This is a genomic window from Ligilactobacillus sp. UO.C109, from assembly GCF_026847815.1.
Classification (GTDB): domain Bacteria; phylum Bacillota; class Bacilli; order Lactobacillales; family Lactobacillaceae; genus Ligilactobacillus; species Ligilactobacillus salivarius.
Map to the genome: position 1 here is coordinate 21,669 of NZ_JAPSFH010000028.1, position 20,411 is coordinate 42,079.

14 protein-coding genes and 1 tRNA gene are annotated in these 20,411 nt (G+C 32.7%); 1 reads left to right on the plus strand and 14 read right to left on the minus strand.

The genetic code is table 11. The features are described from left to right. Window positions 1-28: 28 nt before the first annotated feature. The 5 genes from OZJ21_RS08315 to OZJ21_RS08335 form a co-directional block, all read right to left on the minus strand. Complete coding sequence (locus tag OZJ21_RS08315) at window positions 29-2,053, minus strand: KUP/HAK/KT family potassium transporter (RefSeq protein ID WP_081540933.1); 2,025 nt, start codon at window positions 2,051-2,053, stop codon at window positions 29-31. A gap of 99 nt (window positions 2,054-2,152) precedes the next feature. Further along, a tRNA-Arg gene (locus OZJ21_RS08320) sits at window positions 2,153-2,226 on the minus strand. An 85-nt stretch (window positions 2,227-2,311) separates the two neighbouring features. After that, on the minus strand, window positions 2,312-2,725 hold the full coding sequence (locus tag OZJ21_RS08325) for a DUF3284 domain-containing protein (RefSeq protein WP_003710591.1): 414 nt from the start codon (window positions 2,723-2,725) through the stop codon (window positions 2,312-2,314). Between the two features lie 32 nt (window positions 2,726-2,757). Beyond that, complete coding sequence (locus OZJ21_RS08330; RefSeq protein WP_268857659.1) at window positions 2,758-4,038, minus strand: DEAD/DEAH box helicase; 1,281 nt, start codon at window positions 4,036-4,038, stop codon at window positions 2,758-2,760. A gap of 18 nt (window positions 4,039-4,056) precedes the next feature. Next, on the minus strand, window positions 4,057-5,067 hold the full coding sequence (locus OZJ21_RS08335; RefSeq protein WP_003703057.1) for a Gfo/Idh/MocA family protein: 1,011 nt from the start codon (window positions 5,065-5,067) through the stop codon (window positions 4,057-4,059). 231 nt (window positions 5,068-5,298) lie between these two features. Between OZJ21_RS08335 and OZJ21_RS08340 the strand changes: the two genes are divergently transcribed. After that, complete coding sequence (locus OZJ21_RS08340; RefSeq protein WP_004563810.1) at window positions 5,299-5,664, plus strand: DUF4828 domain-containing protein; 366 nt, start codon at window positions 5,299-5,301, stop codon at window positions 5,662-5,664. A 108-nt stretch (window positions 5,665-5,772) separates the two neighbouring features. Here the strand turns inward: OZJ21_RS08340 and OZJ21_RS08345 are convergent, their stop codons facing one another. From OZJ21_RS08345 to gdhA, 9 genes are all read right to left on the minus strand, one after another. Continuing rightward, window positions 5,773-7,596, minus strand: coding sequence for a glycoside hydrolase family 13 protein (locus tag OZJ21_RS08345; RefSeq protein WP_099460299.1), 1,824 nt, complete (start codon window positions 7,594-7,596; stop codon window positions 5,773-5,775). Beyond that, window positions 7,577-10,000 (minus strand): glycogen/starch/alpha-glucan phosphorylase, encoded by a 2,424-nt coding sequence (locus tag OZJ21_RS08350; RefSeq protein WP_081509752.1) that lies wholly within the window; start codon window positions 9,998-10,000, stop codon window positions 7,577-7,579. Before OZJ21_RS08350 ends, OZJ21_RS08345 begins: the two co-directional genes overlap by 20 nt. Window positions 10,001-10,028: 28 nt before the next feature. Beyond that, complete coding sequence (gene glgA / locus OZJ21_RS08355; RefSeq protein WP_044005092.1) at window positions 10,029-11,459, minus strand: glycogen synthase GlgA; 1,431 nt, start codon at window positions 11,457-11,459, stop codon at window positions 10,029-10,031. Then, window positions 11,459-12,631: a glucose-1-phosphate adenylyltransferase subunit GlgD gene (glgD, locus tag OZJ21_RS08360; RefSeq protein ID WP_011476258.1), complete on the minus strand. Its 1,173-nt coding sequence runs from the start codon at window positions 12,629-12,631 to the stop codon at window positions 11,459-11,461. The genes glgA and glgD overlap by 1 nt, the downstream gene beginning before the upstream one ends. Then, the gene (locus OZJ21_RS08365) at window positions 12,621-13,763 is read right to left on the minus strand and encodes a glucose-1-phosphate adenylyltransferase (RefSeq protein WP_003705177.1); all 1,143 of its coding nucleotides are present in this window, start codon (window positions 13,761-13,763) and stop codon (window positions 12,621-12,623) included. Before OZJ21_RS08365 ends, glgD begins: the two co-directional genes overlap by 11 nt. 100 nt (window positions 13,764-13,863) lie before the next feature. Continuing rightward, window positions 13,864-15,813, minus strand: a complete 1,950-nt coding sequence (glgB, locus tag OZJ21_RS08370; protein ID WP_004564290.1) for a 1,4-alpha-glucan branching protein GlgB — start codon at window positions 15,811-15,813, stop codon at window positions 13,864-13,866. A 204-nt stretch (window positions 15,814-16,017) separates the two neighbouring features. After that, window positions 16,018-17,781 carry a glycoside hydrolase family 13 protein gene (locus OZJ21_RS08375; RefSeq protein ID WP_268857660.1) on the minus strand — a complete coding sequence of 588 codons (1,764 nt, stop codon included), beginning with the start codon at window positions 17,779-17,781 and terminating at the stop codon, window positions 16,018-16,020. 39 nt (window positions 17,782-17,820) lie between these two features. Then, window positions 17,821-18,930: a hypothetical protein gene (locus tag OZJ21_RS08380; RefSeq protein ID WP_268857661.1), complete on the minus strand. Its 1,110-nt coding sequence runs from the start codon at window positions 18,928-18,930 to the stop codon at window positions 17,821-17,823. Window positions 18,931-19,019: 89 nt separating this feature from the next. Then, window positions 19,020-20,354: an NADP-specific glutamate dehydrogenase gene (gene gdhA, locus OZJ21_RS08385; protein WP_004564287.1), complete on the minus strand. Its 1,335-nt coding sequence runs from the start codon at window positions 20,352-20,354 to the stop codon at window positions 19,020-19,022. Between the last annotated feature and the right edge of the window lie 57 nt (window positions 20,355-20,411).

The window sequence follows — 20,411 nt, forward strand, 5'->3', positions numbered from 1 at the left end:
ATTTAACTGTCAACCTATCTTTTTTATATTATTCTTTTGTACTACGTTTTACATCTTTAGGATTCAAAATCATTCTTTGTTCCATTGCTGGTATTCTTCGTTTCTTTAATAGTAATGGTACCTTTTCAACCTTAACCTCACTAAATTCAAGTCCAAACCATTGAATTGGGTTAGTACTATGGTTTTGAATAAAGATTCTGGCAGAAATAAGTAAATGTTGCCATCCTCTTACTCTTGTATTTGGAGATAGTAGTTCTTGAATGATAATAAAGCGGAAATCCCCTATCTTTCTTCCAGGCATAGTTGTATACTTTTGAGGTTGTTCATCGATAATATCATTTTCGATTAAGTCTTCAACTACTTGTCTCAAATAAAGGTTTACGCGATGATCCATTTTAAATCCTAAATAAAGTTGTAGATTAACAATGTTTCTTGTTCCCATCATATCAACTGTATAATAATTTGTATATGGATCACTAGTAGTATTAACTGTTACAAACCAATATACTTTGGCTTTCTTAGGAGACTTATCTAAAATTGAATACAGAGTCTCTCTTTTAACTTTATAAGTTCTTTTATCTACTTTAGTCAACATTACTAAATTACTGATATAAAGTGGAATCCTATCATCATTTGATAGTTCCTGTAATACATCTTTATAATCACTTAACGATACCCATTCTTCTTCATCACTTAGATAATCACGTAATTTATTACCAAAATACCAAATTACCATAATTAATAGTATCAGAAGCGTGATTAATAGAGTTACGTAACCACCATGTGTAAACTTAGTTAAACTAGAGATTAAGAATATCAATTCAACTGACAAGAAAACAGCTAAGAAAATCCCATTAAACACTACATTTACTTTATCCTTAAGATATTGTGATAACAAAATAGTTGTCATAAGCATTGTAATTGTAATTGCTAAACCATAAGCTGCTTCCATTTTTTCAGAAGTTCTAAAGTATACCAAAACTAACAGAGTACAAATACATAATGACCAATTTATCGTACGAATATAAATTTGACCTCTGGATAAAGAAGGATGTTCTACTTTCATTTTAGGTAGTAATTTCAATCCGACCGCTTCTTCAACTAATGTGAATGATCCAGTAATTAAAGCTTGAGAGGCTATGATTGCAGCAATCGTTGAAATTAGTACGCCAAATAAATAGACACTGGAAGGTAGCATCTCATAAAACGGATTAAAAATATCACCAGTAGTTTTAAAATTACCAAGATTTTTAATCAAATATGCTCCCTGTCCAAAATAATTTAATACTAATGCCCCACAAACAAATGGCCAAGTTAAATATATACTTCTCTTACCAACATGACCCATGTCAGAATATAAAGCTTCTGCCCCGGTTGTTGCCAGGAAGACACTTCCTAAAATAAATATTCCTACTTTATTAGCAGGAGAAAACAACAACATTAATCCATAATGAGGTGACAAAGCCCTCAATACCAGTGGCTCATGAATTAAGTTAACAATTCCAAAAATTGCTAGAAATGAGAACCATAACAACATCAATGGTCCAAAAGCTTTACCAATAAAACTTGTACCAAATCGTTGAATCAAAAATAGTACTAATAGAATTACAAATGTTACTAGATTAACTTCTAACTGTGTATTTATCCACGGCTGAGAACCAATCGAAATACCCTTTAAACCTTCAATAGCACTCGTTACAGTAACAGCAGGTGTTAAAGTTCCATCTGCTAATAAAGCCGCACCACCTAGTAACGCCGGTAATATCAGCCATTTTTTCTTATTACGTACCAATGCATATAAGGCAAAAATTCCACCTTCACCGTGATTATCTGCCCTCAACGCTATTAAAACATACTTTATTGTTGTCATTAACATTAAAGTCCAAAAAACCAGTGATAGACATCCAATTATGTAATCTTCGGTTAGACCATTTAATCCTCCAGCATCCATAATTAGAGCTTTCATTACATACAAAGGTGATGTCCCAATATCACCATAAACTATCCCTAGAGTTATTAAAGCTCCCCAAAAGATTTTTCTTTTTACTTTCATTTCAATCTCCAATCGTTTTTAAATACTTAAAAAGCCGGGAAAACCTACTGGCTCCCCCGACTGTTTAAATTGCTATCTCGGTATATAACTTCGATAAAATGCACTCAATCGGATTTGAACCGATGACCTACCGCTTAGGAGGCGGTTGCTCTATCCAGCTGAGCTACGAGTGCATTGTTAATTATTGACAACACCATATAGTATAATAAATTAAACTTGGTTTAGTCAATAATCATTAAATTAAAAATATTTATATTACTAATATCCAGTTTCTAGATGTTTTAAAACCTTTTTAAAGTTATGTTTCTTTAACCAGCCCAAAGATATATTAGTTATTTTATTAGCTACAGCTTTCAAAAAATTAGATGTAACTTCTATTTGCTCAAATGTAACTTCTACTTTATCTTGAGCTAAACTCTTAAATTTATAGGTTTCTGTAACATGACTATCAGCTGTATCAGTAATATACTGAAACTTTGAGTAAGGGAGGACACTAGTAATTGTAATTTGAGCTTCATTATACATATCAATCTTAGTCAAATAAGAATACCCCTGTAATTCATTCAAAGAAAGTTCCTGACCAGTTGTTTGAAAAATATCATACAACGTTTTATCAGCAATTCTTTCAAATAAATATTTAGCTGAAACATGTAAAGTCGTTACTGCTTTCATCCGCTCACCTCTAACTCTTACTTCGTCCTACTCTACTTATCTTTTTTACGTCCATGACGCTTGCCCTTATTTTTCAAATTACGCTTACGCTTTTTCTTCTTCTTTTCTGTAGCCTTTTCTTCCTTACGAGTAGGCTTCTTATCTTTAATTTTTTTCTTTATTACTTTTTTATTAGGTCTTTCATCTTCTACTGCAATCAATGCTTTTTCAGATTCTGGAATTAATTTTCCAGCATATAATATACCTTTTTCTATCACAAAATCTGTTCCAGACATTAATTGTTTGAATAAACGCAAATCATGTTCATTACCCAAGTTAACAACAATACCATCTGCACCCATACGACCAGTTCTTCCTGCGCGATGAATGTAAGTATTAGTATCCTTAGGTAAATCATAATTAACAACTGCTGGTAAATCAGGTAAATCTAATCCTCTAGCAGCTACATCAGTTGTCAAAACAAATCTTATTTCTCTTTTACGTAACTGTCTTAATGATTTTTGTCTATCTACTTGTCTTTGTTCACTAGACAAAATAGCTACTGGTACCTTCATATGAAGTAACTTTTCTGCTACATCACGTAAAGTAGCTGTTTGTTTAAAGAAAACTAAAGCATAAAAATCATCAACATATCCTAATCTTCTTAACATTTCAGTTCGTTTACGTGTTGGGGTTTCTATCATATAGTTTGTTACTTCACCACGTGTATCATCTTCTTTTCGAACATCTATTCTTTCTACATCAACACCAAACCAACGATGCAATTCAGAAAGAATAGGTGCTTCAGTAGCAGAGAAAAAGCTAATTTGTGCTTCAGATGGACAGTGACCAACTATTTCGCGTACATCATTTAAGCTATCTTCATCACCTAACATCTCATCTGCTTCATCAATAACAATAGATTCAATTTTATGAAGCTTTAGTTTCTTTAGATTTATTAAATTTAACAATCTACCTGGAGTTCCAATAACTACTTCTGGATGCTTCTTTAGTTTTTCAATTTGTCGTTTTACATTAGCACCACCTAACAAACCAATAACACTTAAGTCTAATAATTTAGCCCATGGTCTTATCGTATTTGTTAACTGTGCAGCCAATTCTTGAGAAGGAGCCATGATTAATAATTGACTTCCATCTTTGGGTAATATTTTTTCTAGCAATGGTAATGAATACGCTAAAGTCTTACCGGAACCAGTTGGAGCTAAACCTACTACATTCTTTCCTTCAGCTAATTTTGGATACACATATTTTTGAATTAACGTAGGTTCAGTAAATCCTTCTTGACGGAATTGTTCTTCAAATTTTGGATTCATTATTAAAATTAATCCTTTCTACTCTTCTTCATAATCACTTGGAAATTCTATTTTCGCATAGTAACGTAATTTATACATTACTTTATTAACTTCAACTGACATAGCTAACCATTCATCCGCAATATCTCTAGCTTCAAGACTATCTGGATTTTCTAATACATCAGCAAAATCTATAACTTCTGCTAACATTGGATTATTATCTGCTAACTCTGAAATAATTGTCTTTTCACCTTCGCCATTGACAATGTAAACTTCATTTAAATCTGCAGCATTATCCATAACAATTGTTTCTTTCTTACCATAGATTTCACCAGGTAAATATGAGTTTGCAGTTTTACCAAATTGCAAAGTTACTTCGAATTGTGGGTAATTAAAAATTGCAATACCTTTTCCATCAATTCCATTATTTAACTTTGTAGCATAGTAATTTACACTATCTGGTACTCCAAACCATGCTAGTGCATCATACACCATATAAACCCCTAAATCTTGTAAAGCACCACCAGCAAAATCTGGTGAAAATACATTAGGATTCTTACCTTCCAAGAAGGCATCATATCTTGATGAATACTTCATGTAAGTCAAAGTTGCACCTTGAATTTCTTCCATTCCTTGTACAGCCTGTTGAACAGCTTTGAAGTTTTCTTCATGATAATGTCTAGCTGCTTCAAATAAAAATTGTTGTGGATGTCTTCTTAATACTTTTATTAATTGTGACATTTCTTGTGGATTAGATGTAATTGGTTTTTCTACAATTGCATGTTTTCCAGCCATTATTGCAGCTTTAGCTTGTTCAAAATGAAGACTATTTGGAGAAGCAATATATACTACATCAAAACTATCACTTTGGAAAAAATCGGATAATCGATCAAAATATACAATATCCTCAGAATACTTGCTTCCAAATTCTTTAGCTCTCTTCATCCTTCTTGAATAAACAGCTGATAATTGCCATCTTTTTGTTGCATGAGCAGCTTCAACAAATTGGTCAGCAATCCATCCTGTTCCAATAATTCCTAGTCTGAGCATAATAATTCCTCCATATATAATTTATTACATTTATCATACCAAAAATTACTGTTATATTACAACGTAAACGTTTTATTGTAAACGTTTTATTGTTTCTGATTTGTAACAAAAATAATGAATTATTTCATTTTAGTTATTATTTATTTTTTCTATTCCACAACCAAAAAAATAGTATATAATAGTCGGTAATAAGAGGTATTTAGTGTGTTTTTAAGTTTGGAGGAGTTGATAGTGGTGATGGAACGTAGGCACTTCGTTAGGTCTAAGTGGTTCTTAAAAGATGGCATAAAAAATTTTTTTCACGCTAAGAAGAAACATAGAAAAAACAAAATTACTATTCCTGCATTTTATTTTGGAGTTTGGATGTTTACTGATGAAATTAGTAAACGAAGTCATCGCTTAGAAGTTGCGGATAATTTGGAAATCTTTATCGATGGCAAGCGTCTTCCCGGTAAGATCGTTAGTCTAGATAATCGCGAATTATTGTTCCTAGATAATTATGGATATCATCTCCGTATAGATGCTGTTAATCAGCTTCCAATTAGTGTTTATGATGAAGCAGATGATCGTGTCTATCCTTTAGAAAAATTAAATTAGCAATTATTTCACCAGTCTTAGTTTTAAAAGACTGTTTTTTTTATAAAAAAATGTACCAACCTTCATTGTTAGTTCTTAACTAACTTTTGAAAATTGGTACATTTTTATTTATATAACTTTATATTCCCACGAGTCCAAAGTTAACTCATGTTGGAATTTCTGTTGAATATTTTGTGGTAGACAAAGGTATTCACAGTTCTCTGGTGAAATAATCTGTTTATATTGAGTTAAATTCAACCAATTATACACAGAATTACCTTGATCATCATATCTAACTATTGCCAAAGCTGGACAATGTGAACCTCTTGCAATAACAAATCCCAAACGACCTTCTTGTAATAAAATATTTTTCTTTCTTCTATCAACAAGTTTTTTTACTTCTTGTATAATTCTACTACTCTTCTCTTGTCCCCACGGGAAGAATCGACGATTATCTGGATCAGTATCACCTTCAACACCTACTTCATCCCCATAATAAATACATGGAACACCAGGTAAATTAAATAGTATTCTGAAAGCTTGAATTACTTTATTATCGTCATTATGCAAAACTGTCTTAATTCTTTGGGTATCATGTGTTCCAATATTATTCAAAGTATTAAGCCAAAAATCTCTTGGATAATTTTCTTGTAACTGTAAATATTCATTACAATATTTCTTAATATCTTGTGAGCTTTTTGTAGACTCTAACAGATCCATCACAAAAATTCTTGTTGGATATCCCATAACACCCGTTAAATTATCTCCAACTGTATATTGTCGACGTTCATCATATGCTACCTTATTTGAAGCGTCTTCCCAAACTTCACCTATCATTACTTGCTTATGATGTGAGTCCAAGTTTTTTCTAATTCCTCTAAGGAAATTCATTGGTAACTCATCAGCAACATCTAAACGCCAACCATCAATGCCAAAATTATTCCACTTGGATAGTACACTTCTATTACTATCACCATAAATAAACTTCTGATATTCAGGATTATCTTTATCTATCACCGGTAAATCTTTAATACCCCACCAAGATTTATAATCATCAGGATAATGAATAAAGTCAAACCACGAATAATAAGGACTTTCTTTGCTTTGGGCAGCTCCAACATTTTTCCCATACGACCCACTGGCATTAAAGTAGATACTCTCTTTGCCCACATGGTTGAAAACTCCATCTAAAATCAAGTGTATATTTTTCTTATGCATCTCAGTGATTAATTCTTTCAGATCATCTTCGTTTCCTATCATTGGATCAATCTTTAAGAAATCCGCAGTATCATAATGATGATTGCTACGAGATAAAAAGATTGGGTTCAGATAAATTGTAGTCACACCTAATTCCTCTAGGTATGGTAACTTCTTCAAGATTCCTTTTAAATTACCACCATAAAAATCCCAACGTACAATCTCATTATTTTTATCACGAATATAATAAGGTTTATCAGCAGTAGTACCATAAATAAAGCTATTTAGCTTTCTTCCTTGAACTTCACCATTAGGTAATCCATTGGCAAATCTATCAGGAAAAATTTGATAAACTACCCCTTGTCGATACCATTTAGGACTTGGAACTTCTTTATCATAACAAGTTAACTGAAATCTTAATAAGTCTGATTGACTACTTACTTGTTGCGCAATTCCACCTTGGCGTTTCTCTAAGTATGATCTACCATAGCTAGTTTCAATTTCAAAATGATAGAAATATAATCCAGCTGTTCCAATTTGGAGCTTTACTTGATATACCCCATCATGATTTAAATTTTCTAAAGCATAAGGTACATCCTCTTCTCCATCCTTGGTAAGAATTAAATTAACATAATGAATTTCTTCATTCTCATCTGGAAAAATTTGTATCCGCCATACAACTTCGTGACCTATTTTTACAGCTCCAAAAGGTTCTTTATATAAAGAATCCCAGGCATTATAAAGAATATGTGCCATGTTTTTCATCCTTTAATGGACTAATGTTCCAAATATCTTCAGCATAACGCTTAATAGTATCATCAGAAGAGAACATACCACCGTAAGCAATATTAACCAAACTCATTTGGTTCCAATGACGCTTATTACCATAAGTTCTATCAACCATTTCTTGGATATTTACATAACTTTCGAAATCTCTTAATACAAAATATTCATCATTGTATTTTGTAAGTGAATCAAAAATTTCTTGACCTTCAGCTTGGCAATTTGGAATTGTTCCATCTACAAAAGCATTTAATACACGACGAATTTCTTCATGATTATTGTAGTAATCATATGAATGGTAATTACCATTATTGTAGTAATCGTATACTTCATCCTTAGTCAAACCAAAGATAAAGATATTATCTTCCCCAACATAATCTTTAATTTCAATATTAGCACCATCAAGTGTAGCTACAGTCAAAGCACCATTAAGCATTAACTTCATGTTACTTGTTCCAGAAGCTTCTTTAGATGCAAGAGAAATTTGTTCACTAATATTAGCAGCTGGGATAATCTTTTCTGCTAAAGATACACGATAATCTTCCAAGAATACTACCTTTAACTTATCGCCAATTTCAGGATCATTATTTACCATGTTTGCAACTTCATTAATGCACTTAATGATGGCTTTTGCATAGTAATAACTAGGTGCTGCTTTAGCACCAAAAATAAATACTCTTGGTTGGAAATCAGAGGCTACCTTGCCTTGCTTAATGTCTAGATACAACTTAACAATATGCATCAATTTCAATAATTGACGTTTGTATGCATGTAGTCGTTTAATTTGAACATCAAAGATAGCATCTGTAGAAACTTTAATTCCTGTTTCTTTTTCGATAAACTTAGCTAATCTTTCTTTGTTCTTCAACTTAGCATTAGCAATCTGGTTCAAAACTTTATTATCATTTTGATACTTCAATAACTTTTGTAACTTAGTTGGATCTTGACGCCATTCTGTACCAATTGCTTTGTCTAAAACTTTAGATAATTCTGGGTTAGCAATTTGTAACCAACGACGGTTTGTAATTCCGTTTGTCTTATTGTTAAATCTTTCAGGATACATTACATAGAAATCATGCAACACATCATCTTTAAGTAATTCTGTATGCAACTTAGCTACACCATTAGTACTATGAGAACCAATGATAGATAAGTTAGCCATTCTCACTTGATTATCTTTAATAATACGTGTACGTTCGATCATATCACGTGCATATTTACCTTGTTTTTCTTCAACAAAACGACGATCAATTTCTTGAATGATTTGTAGAATACGAGGTTGAACTTGTTGCATGATATGAACAGGCCATTTTTCAAGGGCTTCTGCCATGATTGTATGGTTTGTATAACTCATTACAGCAACAGTTTGTTTCCAAGCATCATCCCAACTCATATGTTCTTCGTCCACTAAAATACGCATTAATTCAGCTACACTCATAGCTGGATGAGTATCATTAATATGAATTCCAATATATTCACCAATCTTATTCATTGATTTATTGTACTTCTTAAAGTGACGAACAATACTTTGGATACCAGCTGATACAAAGAAATATTCTTGTTTCAATCGAAGAATTCGTCCAGATTCCTTAGAGTCATCTGGATATAGAACAGATACTAAATCTTCAACTTCACGTCTTTGTTCAATAGTTCTGTATTTAGCTTCTTCTGAAGATGGAATTTCAGCATCCCATAATCTCATTGTATTAACAGTGCCATTTTTATAGCCCACAATGGCAGTATCATACGGTACAGCTTTAATTAATTGTGCACCTTCATAAACTGGTTCAAGGTAACTTCCTCTGTCAACAAGATATACCTTTCCGCCCAATCTAACTGTCACAGATTTACTTTCACGACGAATTTCCCAAGGATTACCACTATCAAGCCATTCATTAGGTAATTCAATTTGATAACCATTAATAAATTTTTGCTTGAATAATCCGTAACGATAACGGATACCATTACCGTTTCCTGGAAGACCATCAGAAGCTAAAGAGTCCATAAAAGCAGAGGCTAAACGACCTAGCCCACCATTACCAAGAGCCATGTCTTTTTCCGCTTCCGCAATTTCATCTAAATCGATATCTAAATCTTTCAATGCTTCTCTAACTGTTTCTAACCAACCCATATTGAGTAAATTACTCATTAATAAGCGACCTGGTAAAAATTCAATAGAGAAATAGTAAATTTGCTTTTTACCATCTTCCATGTACTTCTTCCAAGTTTTACGCCAATACCGACTGTAGCTTGAACGTACAATTGAACTCAATGTTAAATAAAGTTCTTGAGGTGTTGCATCCTTTACATCTAAAGCATATTTTTCATCTAAACGATTTTTGAATTTTTCTTTAAAAACTTCTTTGTTAAAATCCATGTTAATCCTCTTTCCTTAGTCATCCTTATTAAACTAATTCATTATACATATTTAGATATTCTTGACTTGCTGTTTCCCAACTAAAGTCTTGTGACATAGCTTGCTTTACAACTTTTGTCCATGCTGCTGGTTCTGAGTACAAACGTAGTGCTTCTTGAATTTCTTGCATCATATAGAAACCTGAAAAATCATGGAAACCAAACCCTGTACCTTCACCAGTTACAGGATTAAAAGGTTGAACACTATCTTGTAGACCACCAATTTGATGAACAATCGGTAGTGTACCATATCGCATTGAAATCATTTGTGATAATCCACAAGGCTCAAATGCTGATGGCATTAGAAACATATCTGCACCTGCATATATTCTTTGTGCCAATCCAACATCAAATGTAATAGCAGCTCCAACTTTTTCCGGATAAGTGTCTGCAAAGTATCTAAAGTCATGTTCAAAATTAGCATCGCCAGTTCCTAAAACTATTACTTGAACATCAAATTGAACTAAATTCTGCATTTCTGAAACAACTAATTGGAAACCTTTTTGTGCTGTTAAACGGCTAACCATTGCAATTACAGGAACATCCTTACGTTGAGGTAAACCAAATTCTTTTTGCAAAGCTAGCTTATCTTTAACTTTGCCCTTTAACTTTTTAGCAGAATAATTTGCGACAAGATTTTTATCTGTAGCAGGATTATTTCTTTCGTAGTCAATACCGTTTAGAATTCCTCTTAACTTCCAATTATGCATTCTCAAAATTTCATCTAATCCTTGTCCGAAGGCTTCAGTTTGAATTTCACTTGCATAAGTTGGGCTAACTGTATTTACTTTATCAGCATACAAAATTCCAGTCTTCATGAAATTAACAGCAGTATCGAAGCGAACAGTTCCATCATCATAGTACGAAGCATCTAAATTAAATAATTCTCCTAATACTTCACGTCCATACTCACCTTGAAATTGTAAGTTATGAATTGTCAAAACTGTTTTAATGTTTTGATATGCATTAATCCAACCATATTTTTCTTTTAATAAAAATGGAATAAATGCTGTATGATAATCATTTACATGTAAAATATCTGGAATAAATCCAATTTTTTCTAGCATTTCAATAATCGCTTGTTGGAAGAAAGCAAAACGTTCCCCTTCATCATAGTAACCATATAAACCTGGTCTATCAAAATAGTACAAGTTATCAATAAAGTAGTAAGTAACATTATCCATTTCTAATTTTAAAACACCACAATATTGATCGCGCCAACCAACTTTCACATAAAAACTTGTTACAAATGAGAGTTGATTTTTATATTCTTCTGCCATTCCTGTAAAAAATGGTAGTACTACTCTCACATCATTATCAGTTGTTTTAGCAATTGTTTTAGGTAATGCTCCCATTACATCACCCAAGCCACCAGTTTTAAAGAAAGGTGCACATTCACTACCGGCAAATAAAAGTTTCATTAGTCTTCAACATCCTCCCTAGGTGTATCTTGAATAACATCACTTGTTACTTTCATCTTCTTTTCAATAACTACAGGGTTTTCTGGAGTTCCGATAATCTTTACACCAGATTTAACTACAACATCTTTGTCTAAGATTGCATATTTAATTTCTACATCTTTTCCAATACGAGCATTAGACATGATTATTGAGTCTTCCACTTTAGAATTTTCAGAGATAAATGTTCTACGTGATACTAAACTGTTTCTTACATATCCTTCAACAACGCATCCTGTTGCAAATTGACTATTCTTAACATCGGAAGTCTTAGTAAAGTGAGTAGCTACTTCATTCTTTGTTCTAGTAATAATGTGTTGGCTACTGTATAACAATGAATTCATATGATCGACATTCAACATATCCATGTTAGCATCATAGTAACTCTTCACATCAAAGATATTGCACATGTATCCTGTGTATTCGTATGTACCACAGTTTAAACGACTAATCAAACTTAAGAAGAAATCTTCTAAGTTAGCAGATGCTCCTATTCTTTGACCTTTACGAAGTTGGTTAATTAAGTTTTGAGTTTCAATGATGAAGATATTCATTGATAAGTTGTAAATATCAGAATTATGTGGATATTCACTAAAGTTATGATTGCCCTTTACACGATTTGTTTGATCATCAATTTCTAGAATTTGATCATCAGAAGCAATCTTATCTTTTGGCATACGTTTGAATACAACTGTCATGTCGTTTTTTTGTGCCTTATGAATCTTCAAAACAGCCTTTAAATCAACACTATTTAACATCTTGTTACCAACAAAAACTGTATATGTTGAGCGTGATTTCTCTAAATAATCAATTACATCATCAAAATACTTTTGACCTTCTACTTTTTGACGAACTAAATCTTGAGAAAAGTTAATGTAACGATAACTACCAATACTATCTAATCCCCATTCTCTACCTCCGCCTAAATGGTCAAAATAGGATTTTAATTTAGCTTGATTTACCACTAAGAAAATATTACGAATATTAGCATTTACAATACTTGATAAAGCAAAATCCATGATACGATATTTGCAGTCAAAGTAAAGAGTGGCTAATGCTCTTCTTTTGGTCAATGGTAGTAATTCCGTATATTCATGTTCATTTCCTAAGATTGCACACATTTTATTATTTTTCATGACTTGTCACCCCAACTACTTCTTTATTTCCGATAACTGCAATTTCATCTGTACCATCAATGACAACATCATCGCCGATAACAGCACCTTCACCAATAATTGCACGATGAATCGTTACATTTTTACCAATCTTTGCACCTGGCATGATTACAGAATCTGTCACAACAGAACCTGGTTGAATTCTTACATTAGCAGATAAAATACTATGATCAACTTTACCTGCAATATAAGAGCCATCAACAATCATTGCATCTTTAATTTCAGCTGTTTCAGCAATGATTTGTGGTGGTGCAATAGGATTTCTAGAATAGATGCGCCATGTTCTATCTTGTAAGTTCAATCCGTTATTTTCATCCAAGAACTCCATATTTGCATGCCATAATGAATCGATAGTACCAACATCTTTCCAGTATCCTTTGAAGTTATATGCAAATACACTTTCACCACTCTTCAAATAATATGGAATAACATTTTTACCGAAATCCACCATATCTTGATTACGAGTAAAGCTATTTACTAAAACTTCGCGTAATCTCTTCCAGTTAAAGATATAAATACCCATAGAAGCATGATTACTCTTAGGCTCAGCCGGTTTTTCTTCAAAATCAATAATACGATTATTATCGTCAGTATTCATAATTCCAAAGCGTGGTGCTTCGTTCCAAGGAACATCAATAACAGCAACAGTTAATGAAGCGCCCGTTTCTTTATGTTGATCAAGCATTGCTTCATAATCCATCTTATAAATGTGATCACCAGATAGAATTAAAATATATTCTGGATCCATTTGATCAATATAACCAATATTTTGATAGATAGCATGGGCAGTCCCTTCAAACCACTTGCTACCTTCATTATTAGAATAAGGTTGTAATATTGTTACTCCCGCATTCAAGTCATCTAATCCCCAACTAGCACCATTTCCAATGTGTGCATTTAGATTTAAGGGTTGATACTGGGTAATAACACCGATATTTTTAACTCCTGAGTTAACGCAATTACTTAAAGTGAAATCAATAATGCGATAACGTCCACCAAATGGTACAGCAGGTTTAGCTTGATTATGTGTCAATTTTCCTAAACGCGTACCTTTACCTCCTGCGAGGATTACTCCTAACATTTCATTTTTCATATACTACGATGAAGCACAGCAACTTCATCTTTCACCTCACTTTGTTCTTACCCTAGACATCAAACAACAAAAACAACCAAATTCTCTCTCTCTTTTTTGACTATTTCTTATGTGAGTGTTTCTTAGAACTTCGACGAGTTACTTTAACATTTTTAGGCTTCAAAATAATTGCACCTAAAGCTGGAACCGTTGTAGTAATAGACTGTTCATAATCCTTAAAGTTAACTTCTTCGCTAACACTATCAGCATTATGTTCAACCCATGTTCCACCAAATTCCTTCATTTCAGTATTTAAGATTTCAGTATATGTACCCTCGTATGGGACACCAATTCTGAAATTTCTTCTTTCAACTGGTGTAAAGTTTAAAATAACAATTAAGAAGTCTTTTTTACGTTTACCATGACGAATAAAACTCAAAACAGTATCATCATAATTATCCGCATCTATAACCTCTAATGTAGCATCTTGTTGACCTAACTCCCATAATGGTCTTTCTTCCTTATAGAAGTGGTTCAAAACTGAAGTAAAATGTTGCATTTTAGCATTCATTTCATCTTGTAAATCTATCCACTCTAATCCATGATCGAATTTCCATTCTAAGAATTGTCCCCATTCGCCACCCATGAATAGCAATTTCTTACCTGGATGCATCATCATAAATGTATAGAGCGTTCTCAATTGTGCAAATTGACGATACCTATCTCCCCACATCTTATGCATTAAGCTCTTCTTACCGTGCACAACTTCATCATGTGATAAAGGTAATACAAAGTTTTCTGCTTGCCAGTACATAAATGAAAATGTAACTAAATTCAAATTATCTTTTCTAAAATATGGATCCATTTCGAAAAATTCTAGTACATCATTCATCCAACCCATATTCCATTTATAATCAAATCCTATTGCTCCAGATTCAATAGTTCCTGATATTTGTGTACCTGATGAGCTTTCTTCAGCAATAATCAAAGACTCAGGATGAGCAAACTTCACAACTTTATTAAATTTTTGTAAGAAAGCATATCCTTCTAAATTACGAGTATCTCCATATTTATTAGGTTTCCATGGACCTTCATCATAATCTAGGTAAATCATGTTTGATACGGCATCTACTCGCATACCGTCTAAATGAAATTCGTTAAGCCAATAAAAAGCACTTGATAAAAGGAATGATTGCACTTCTGGTTTACCTAAATCAAAATTTAAGGCACCCCAACCTATATTTTTAGCTCTATCTGGATCTTCATACTCATAAGTTGGAGTTCCATCATAATATGCTAAAGCATCATCATTAATACTAAAATGACCTGGAACCCAGTCAACTAAAACACCAATATTATTTTGATGACATTCATTAACAAAATCCTTAAACTCATCTGGTGTACCGTAACTTGAACACAAAGCAAAGTATCCCGTTAACTGATAACCCCATGATGCTGGAAGGGGATGCTCCATCAATGGCATAAATTCGATATGAGTGTAACCCATCTTCTTTACATATGGTATTAACTCTGCTGTTAAATCCTTAAACGTATACAAACTACCATCTTCATGTTCTTTCCATGATGGTGCATGTACTTCATAAATATTGATAGGATTATTAAAATGATTCATACGTTTTTGTCTGCCACGCCATAGACCGTCATTCCATTTAAACGGTTCCAATTCTTTGACAACAGCTGCCGTTTCAGGACGTTTTTCATATACCTGTGCCATCGGATCAGTCTTCATAACTTCTCTACCGTTTGCCTGTTTGACCAAATATTTATAATATTGATTTTCTCGGGATTCTTTTACCTCGATACTCCAAATGCCAGATTTTTTATCTAACGTCATTGGGTGAGATTTATCCCAGTTGTTAAAGTCTCCACATACCCATACTTGTTTAGCATGAGGAGCCCAAACGCGAAAAACATAACCGCTTTCATCATCTGTACTAATTTTATGAACACCTAAAAAATTATAAAGTTCATAGTTCACACCTTGATTAAACATATGTTTATGATTTTCTAGCGATTCTTGTCCGTGGCGTTCTTCTGTATTTACAGCCATAGACACCCCTCCTTATGTTGAATTGATAAATTTAAAATTATCTATTTTTATAATACAACGTATATTGATTTAAGGAAATAGCTTTCATAAATTTTATCAAAATCAACTGATTTTTTTAATCTTATTTTCATTTAAATGTATTTTTTATTAATTTTATTCCAATAAAAAAAGAGAGAAAAATTATTTCCCCTCTTTAAAGTTTACTTAGTCAGTAACAGCTATTATAAAGCCACCTGGAGCGATTTCATTTTTTTCGATATTACTTGCTAAAATTTTATTTTCATCCACTTTTACATCTATATTATTCTTTCCAAAATTAAAAATTGATTGCACTTTACACCCAGGTAATTCTCGTATTAACTCAACACTATAATTACCCTTGTCTACTAAACTCCATGTTATATTACTATAATTTAATACTTTTGAATATTTTTTTCTTATAGCAATTAAATCTTTCATAAAATTGAACATTCTTAAATCTTGCTGACTTTTATCCCAAATCATGCATCTCCTACAATCTGGGTCTGGTCCTCCAGTCATACCAATTTCAGTGCCATAATAAATACATGGACTTCCTGTCAACATAAACATAAAGACTAAAGCTTGTCTTACTTTATCCTTATCACCCTTTGCTAGCGTCAAAATTCTGGCTGTATCATGTGTATCTAATAAATTTAGCATAACTTGATTATTTTGATCCCGATATTTCATTAAATTATTTATAAGTGCATCCATCATATCTGTAATATTAATCTTATTCAAAATAATTCCATCAATAATTGCATCAGTAAATGGATAATTCATCACACCATCAAATTCAGCTTTGTCTAACCAAGATTGAGCTGAATGCCAGACCTCTCCTACAACATAAAAATCTGATTTCAACTTATGAGTTTCTCGATAGAACTTCTTCCAAAAGTGATGATCTATTTCATTAGCAACATCTAACCTCCAAGCATCAATGTCAAATTGTTCAATCCAATATCTAGCAATTTCTAACAAATAATCTTGTACTTCAGGATTAGCTGTATTTAATTTAGGCATATGTGGTGTCTTAGCAAAAACTTCATAGGTTAAATTTTCTGCTTGTTCCAGGCTAATTTCATCATAAGATACTGGAAATTTATTAATGTGGAACCATTCGGCAAAACGAGATTTTTCTCCATTCTTTATAACATCTTGCCATTGCATGGAAAAGTCCCCCATATGATTGAATACCGCATCTAACATTATCTTAATACCACGTTCGTGCGCTTTATCTACTAACTCTTTAAATTTTTCCTTACTGCCAAAAGCAGGATCAATATTAAAATAGTCTATCGTATCATATTTATGGTTAGAATGTGCAGCAAAAATCGGACAAAAATAGATTCCATTAATTCCTAAGTCTTCCAGATAATCTAAATGATCGATTACCCCTTGAAGATCACCACCAAAGAAATTTGTTCTACTAGGCTTTTCACTTCCCCATGGCAATGTTCCTTTAGGATCAATTGAATGATCTCCATTAGCAAAACGTTCAGGAAAAATCTGATACCAAACCGTTTTTTTCACCCAATCTGGCGTTTTTATGCGATCTATTTCATGGAAATAAGGCATCCTAAAACCAGAACTATTCTCTAAATGAGTCTTGGAATAACTCCAAATATGTCTGTCATCATATAAAAATTCTTCGCCATCTTTAAATTTGATTTTAAAGAAATATTGTAGTCTTTTTAGTGGCACACTCACATTTAATTGCCAATAATCATAAAGGCTTGTTGAAGCCTGTAGTGCCATTTTTTGAACTTGATATTCCCAAATCTGCTTCTTTTTATCATTTATGGTAACGTCATATGGATCTCCATAATATAAAATTACAGCTTCAACTTCATTTGTCCCTGTCCTTAATCTAATTTGAAAGTCATCTTTTTTTACTAAATACGCCATTTCACTATCTGGTCTGTGATAAAGTGCCGCTAAATTCATTTTTCTCAAATTCCCCCTGCGCTATTTTGATACTTCCAATCAAACTTTTCTTAAAATTTTCTTTGTCTTTTCAACCGGATAAGGTGCTTCTTCCTTGTAATAGTAACCCACACTTGATATTTTCGCCTTTACTACATGATTATCAACACCAACTGGGATTTCAACTTCATCACCAACTTGAATACTTTCATCATCGGTCAAATAATTATATTCTTTATATCCACCTTCAAAGAATACACCACAAATAATATATTCGCCTTTTCTACGTAGTCTCCTATTATAAACACTTGATTTAAAAATCTCTGTTTCATCTTCTTGTGAAATTATATTTGTTATATCTTTAATAAAATCTCCCCAATCTGTTGGCAGAGAATATCTATCATAAGTTCCCACATAAGTCTTTCGATCATTTTGACTATTTTCAATTATTAATTGGTAATCCCGCTTTTCTTCTGGCTCAATAACATCTTTAGGATTGCCTAAGATTCTATTGAATGAATTAGTAAAAGAATAATTTTCTAAAAGTTTCTTCACCTTATTAGGAATTACATACGTCTTAACGATTTTCATTTCTTTGTCATCTTTTTGACTGTATTCAATTTTATCTTCTTTAGCAGTTATAATTAGCTTTTCTATCTTGATCGTATTGTTTAAATTATGTCTAGTTTCTAAAATAACTTTTTTTATTTCATCCTTAGTATCTTTACCATCAAATAACCATAAATAATCCAAATCTAACGTTTCTCGAATATAACTTGAAATCTTGCTAACTGATTCGTCTCCATTGACTATACCTACTAATTGGTTCTTTCTACCATTTTCATCAGTTACATCCAAAGTCCAAGGTCTAGCATCTAAACCTATAATGTTACCCTCTCTGTTATTGAAACAATCCCTTATACTTGCTAAAATCTTTTGAGTGATTTCTTCATCAAATTTAAATGTCCGATCAAAAAATTTTCGATCACCATTAATTTCTAATCTATAGCTATATCTCTTAACTCTAACTTTTCCATTTTTCTTTATTATAACTATTTGTTTTGTTTCTTCATTTTCTTGAGGTCTAAGTCGTAAGCCCCCACTATCATCTGTAACAATTTTAACTTTCTCTAAGGGAGCTTCAAATAGAACACTAAATCCACCTAACATTGTTACCGCTTCCTTTCAGATATAATTATACTAAAAAAAGCCATTAGGAAAAACCTAATAGCCTCTTAAATTAATTAATTAGTTATTCTCTAAACTACACCTTGTGCTTCCATTGCTTCTGCTACCTTTAAGAATCCAGCAATGTTTGCACCTGCTACATAGTCTCCATCTAAGCCATATTTCTTAGCAGCTTCATCAATATTATGATAAATATTAACCATGATATCTTTTAGCTTACCATCTACTTCTTCAAATGACCAACTTAGACGTTCTGAATTTTGACTCATTTCCAAGGCTGACACTGCAACCCCACCTGCATTGCTTGCTTTACCTGGAACAAAAAGTACCCCGTTTTCTTGAAGATACTTTGTTGCGTCTAATGTGGTTGGCATATTTGCACCTTCACAAACAGCAAGTACACCATTAGCAACCAAATTCTTAGCGTCATCTAAATCTAACTCATTTTGAGTTGCACATGGTAAAGCAACATCAGCTTTAACTGACCATACCCCACGGCCTTCATGATATTGAGCACTTTCTCTTCGTGCTGCATATTCTGTTAGTCGTTGACGTTTAACTTCTTTGACATCTTTTAACAGTTCAACATCAATTCCTTCTGGATCATATACCCAACCATTAGAGTCAGAACATGTTACAACTTTAGCTCCTAATTGTTGTGCTTTCTCAATTGCATAGGTAGCTACGTTACCAGCACCAGAAACTGTTACAACTTTATCTTTTAAGTCTTTACCATGATCTTTTAATAATTCTTCAACTAGATATAGTAATCCGTAACCAGTTGCTTCAGTACGAGCTAAAGAACCACCAAAAGTTAAGCCCTTTCCAGTTAGAACACCTTCATATGTAGACTTTAGACGCTTATATTGACCAAATAAGTAACCAACTTCGCGAGCACCTGTTCCGATATCACCAGCTGGTACGTCAACATCAGCTCCAACATATTTATAAAGTTCAGTCATGAAACTTTGACAGAATGCCATAACTTCTCTGTCAGACTTACCTTTAGGATCAAAGTCCGAACCACCTTTAGCACCGCCAATTGGTAGTGAAGTTAATGCGTTCTTAAATACTTGTTCAAATCCTAAGAACTTAATAATACCTAGGTAAACTGATGGATGTAAACGAAGCCCACCTTTATAAGGCCCAATTGCATTATTAAATTGAACACGATAACCATTATTAACTTGAACTTGCCCATTATCATCTACCCAACTTACTCTGAATAGAATTTGACGGTCAGGAGTTGTCAATCTTTCCAATAAAGCTTCTTTACGATACTTTTCTTCATCACTTTCGATTACTGGTCTTAATGATTCTAATACTTCTTTAACAGCTTGATGGAACTCAGGCTGACTAGGATTTTGTTCTACTACTCTTGAATAAACGTCATCAACATAACTCATTAGCAGCACCTCCAATTTTATCGTTAATCTAATTATATCTAATATATCTATTTAAAA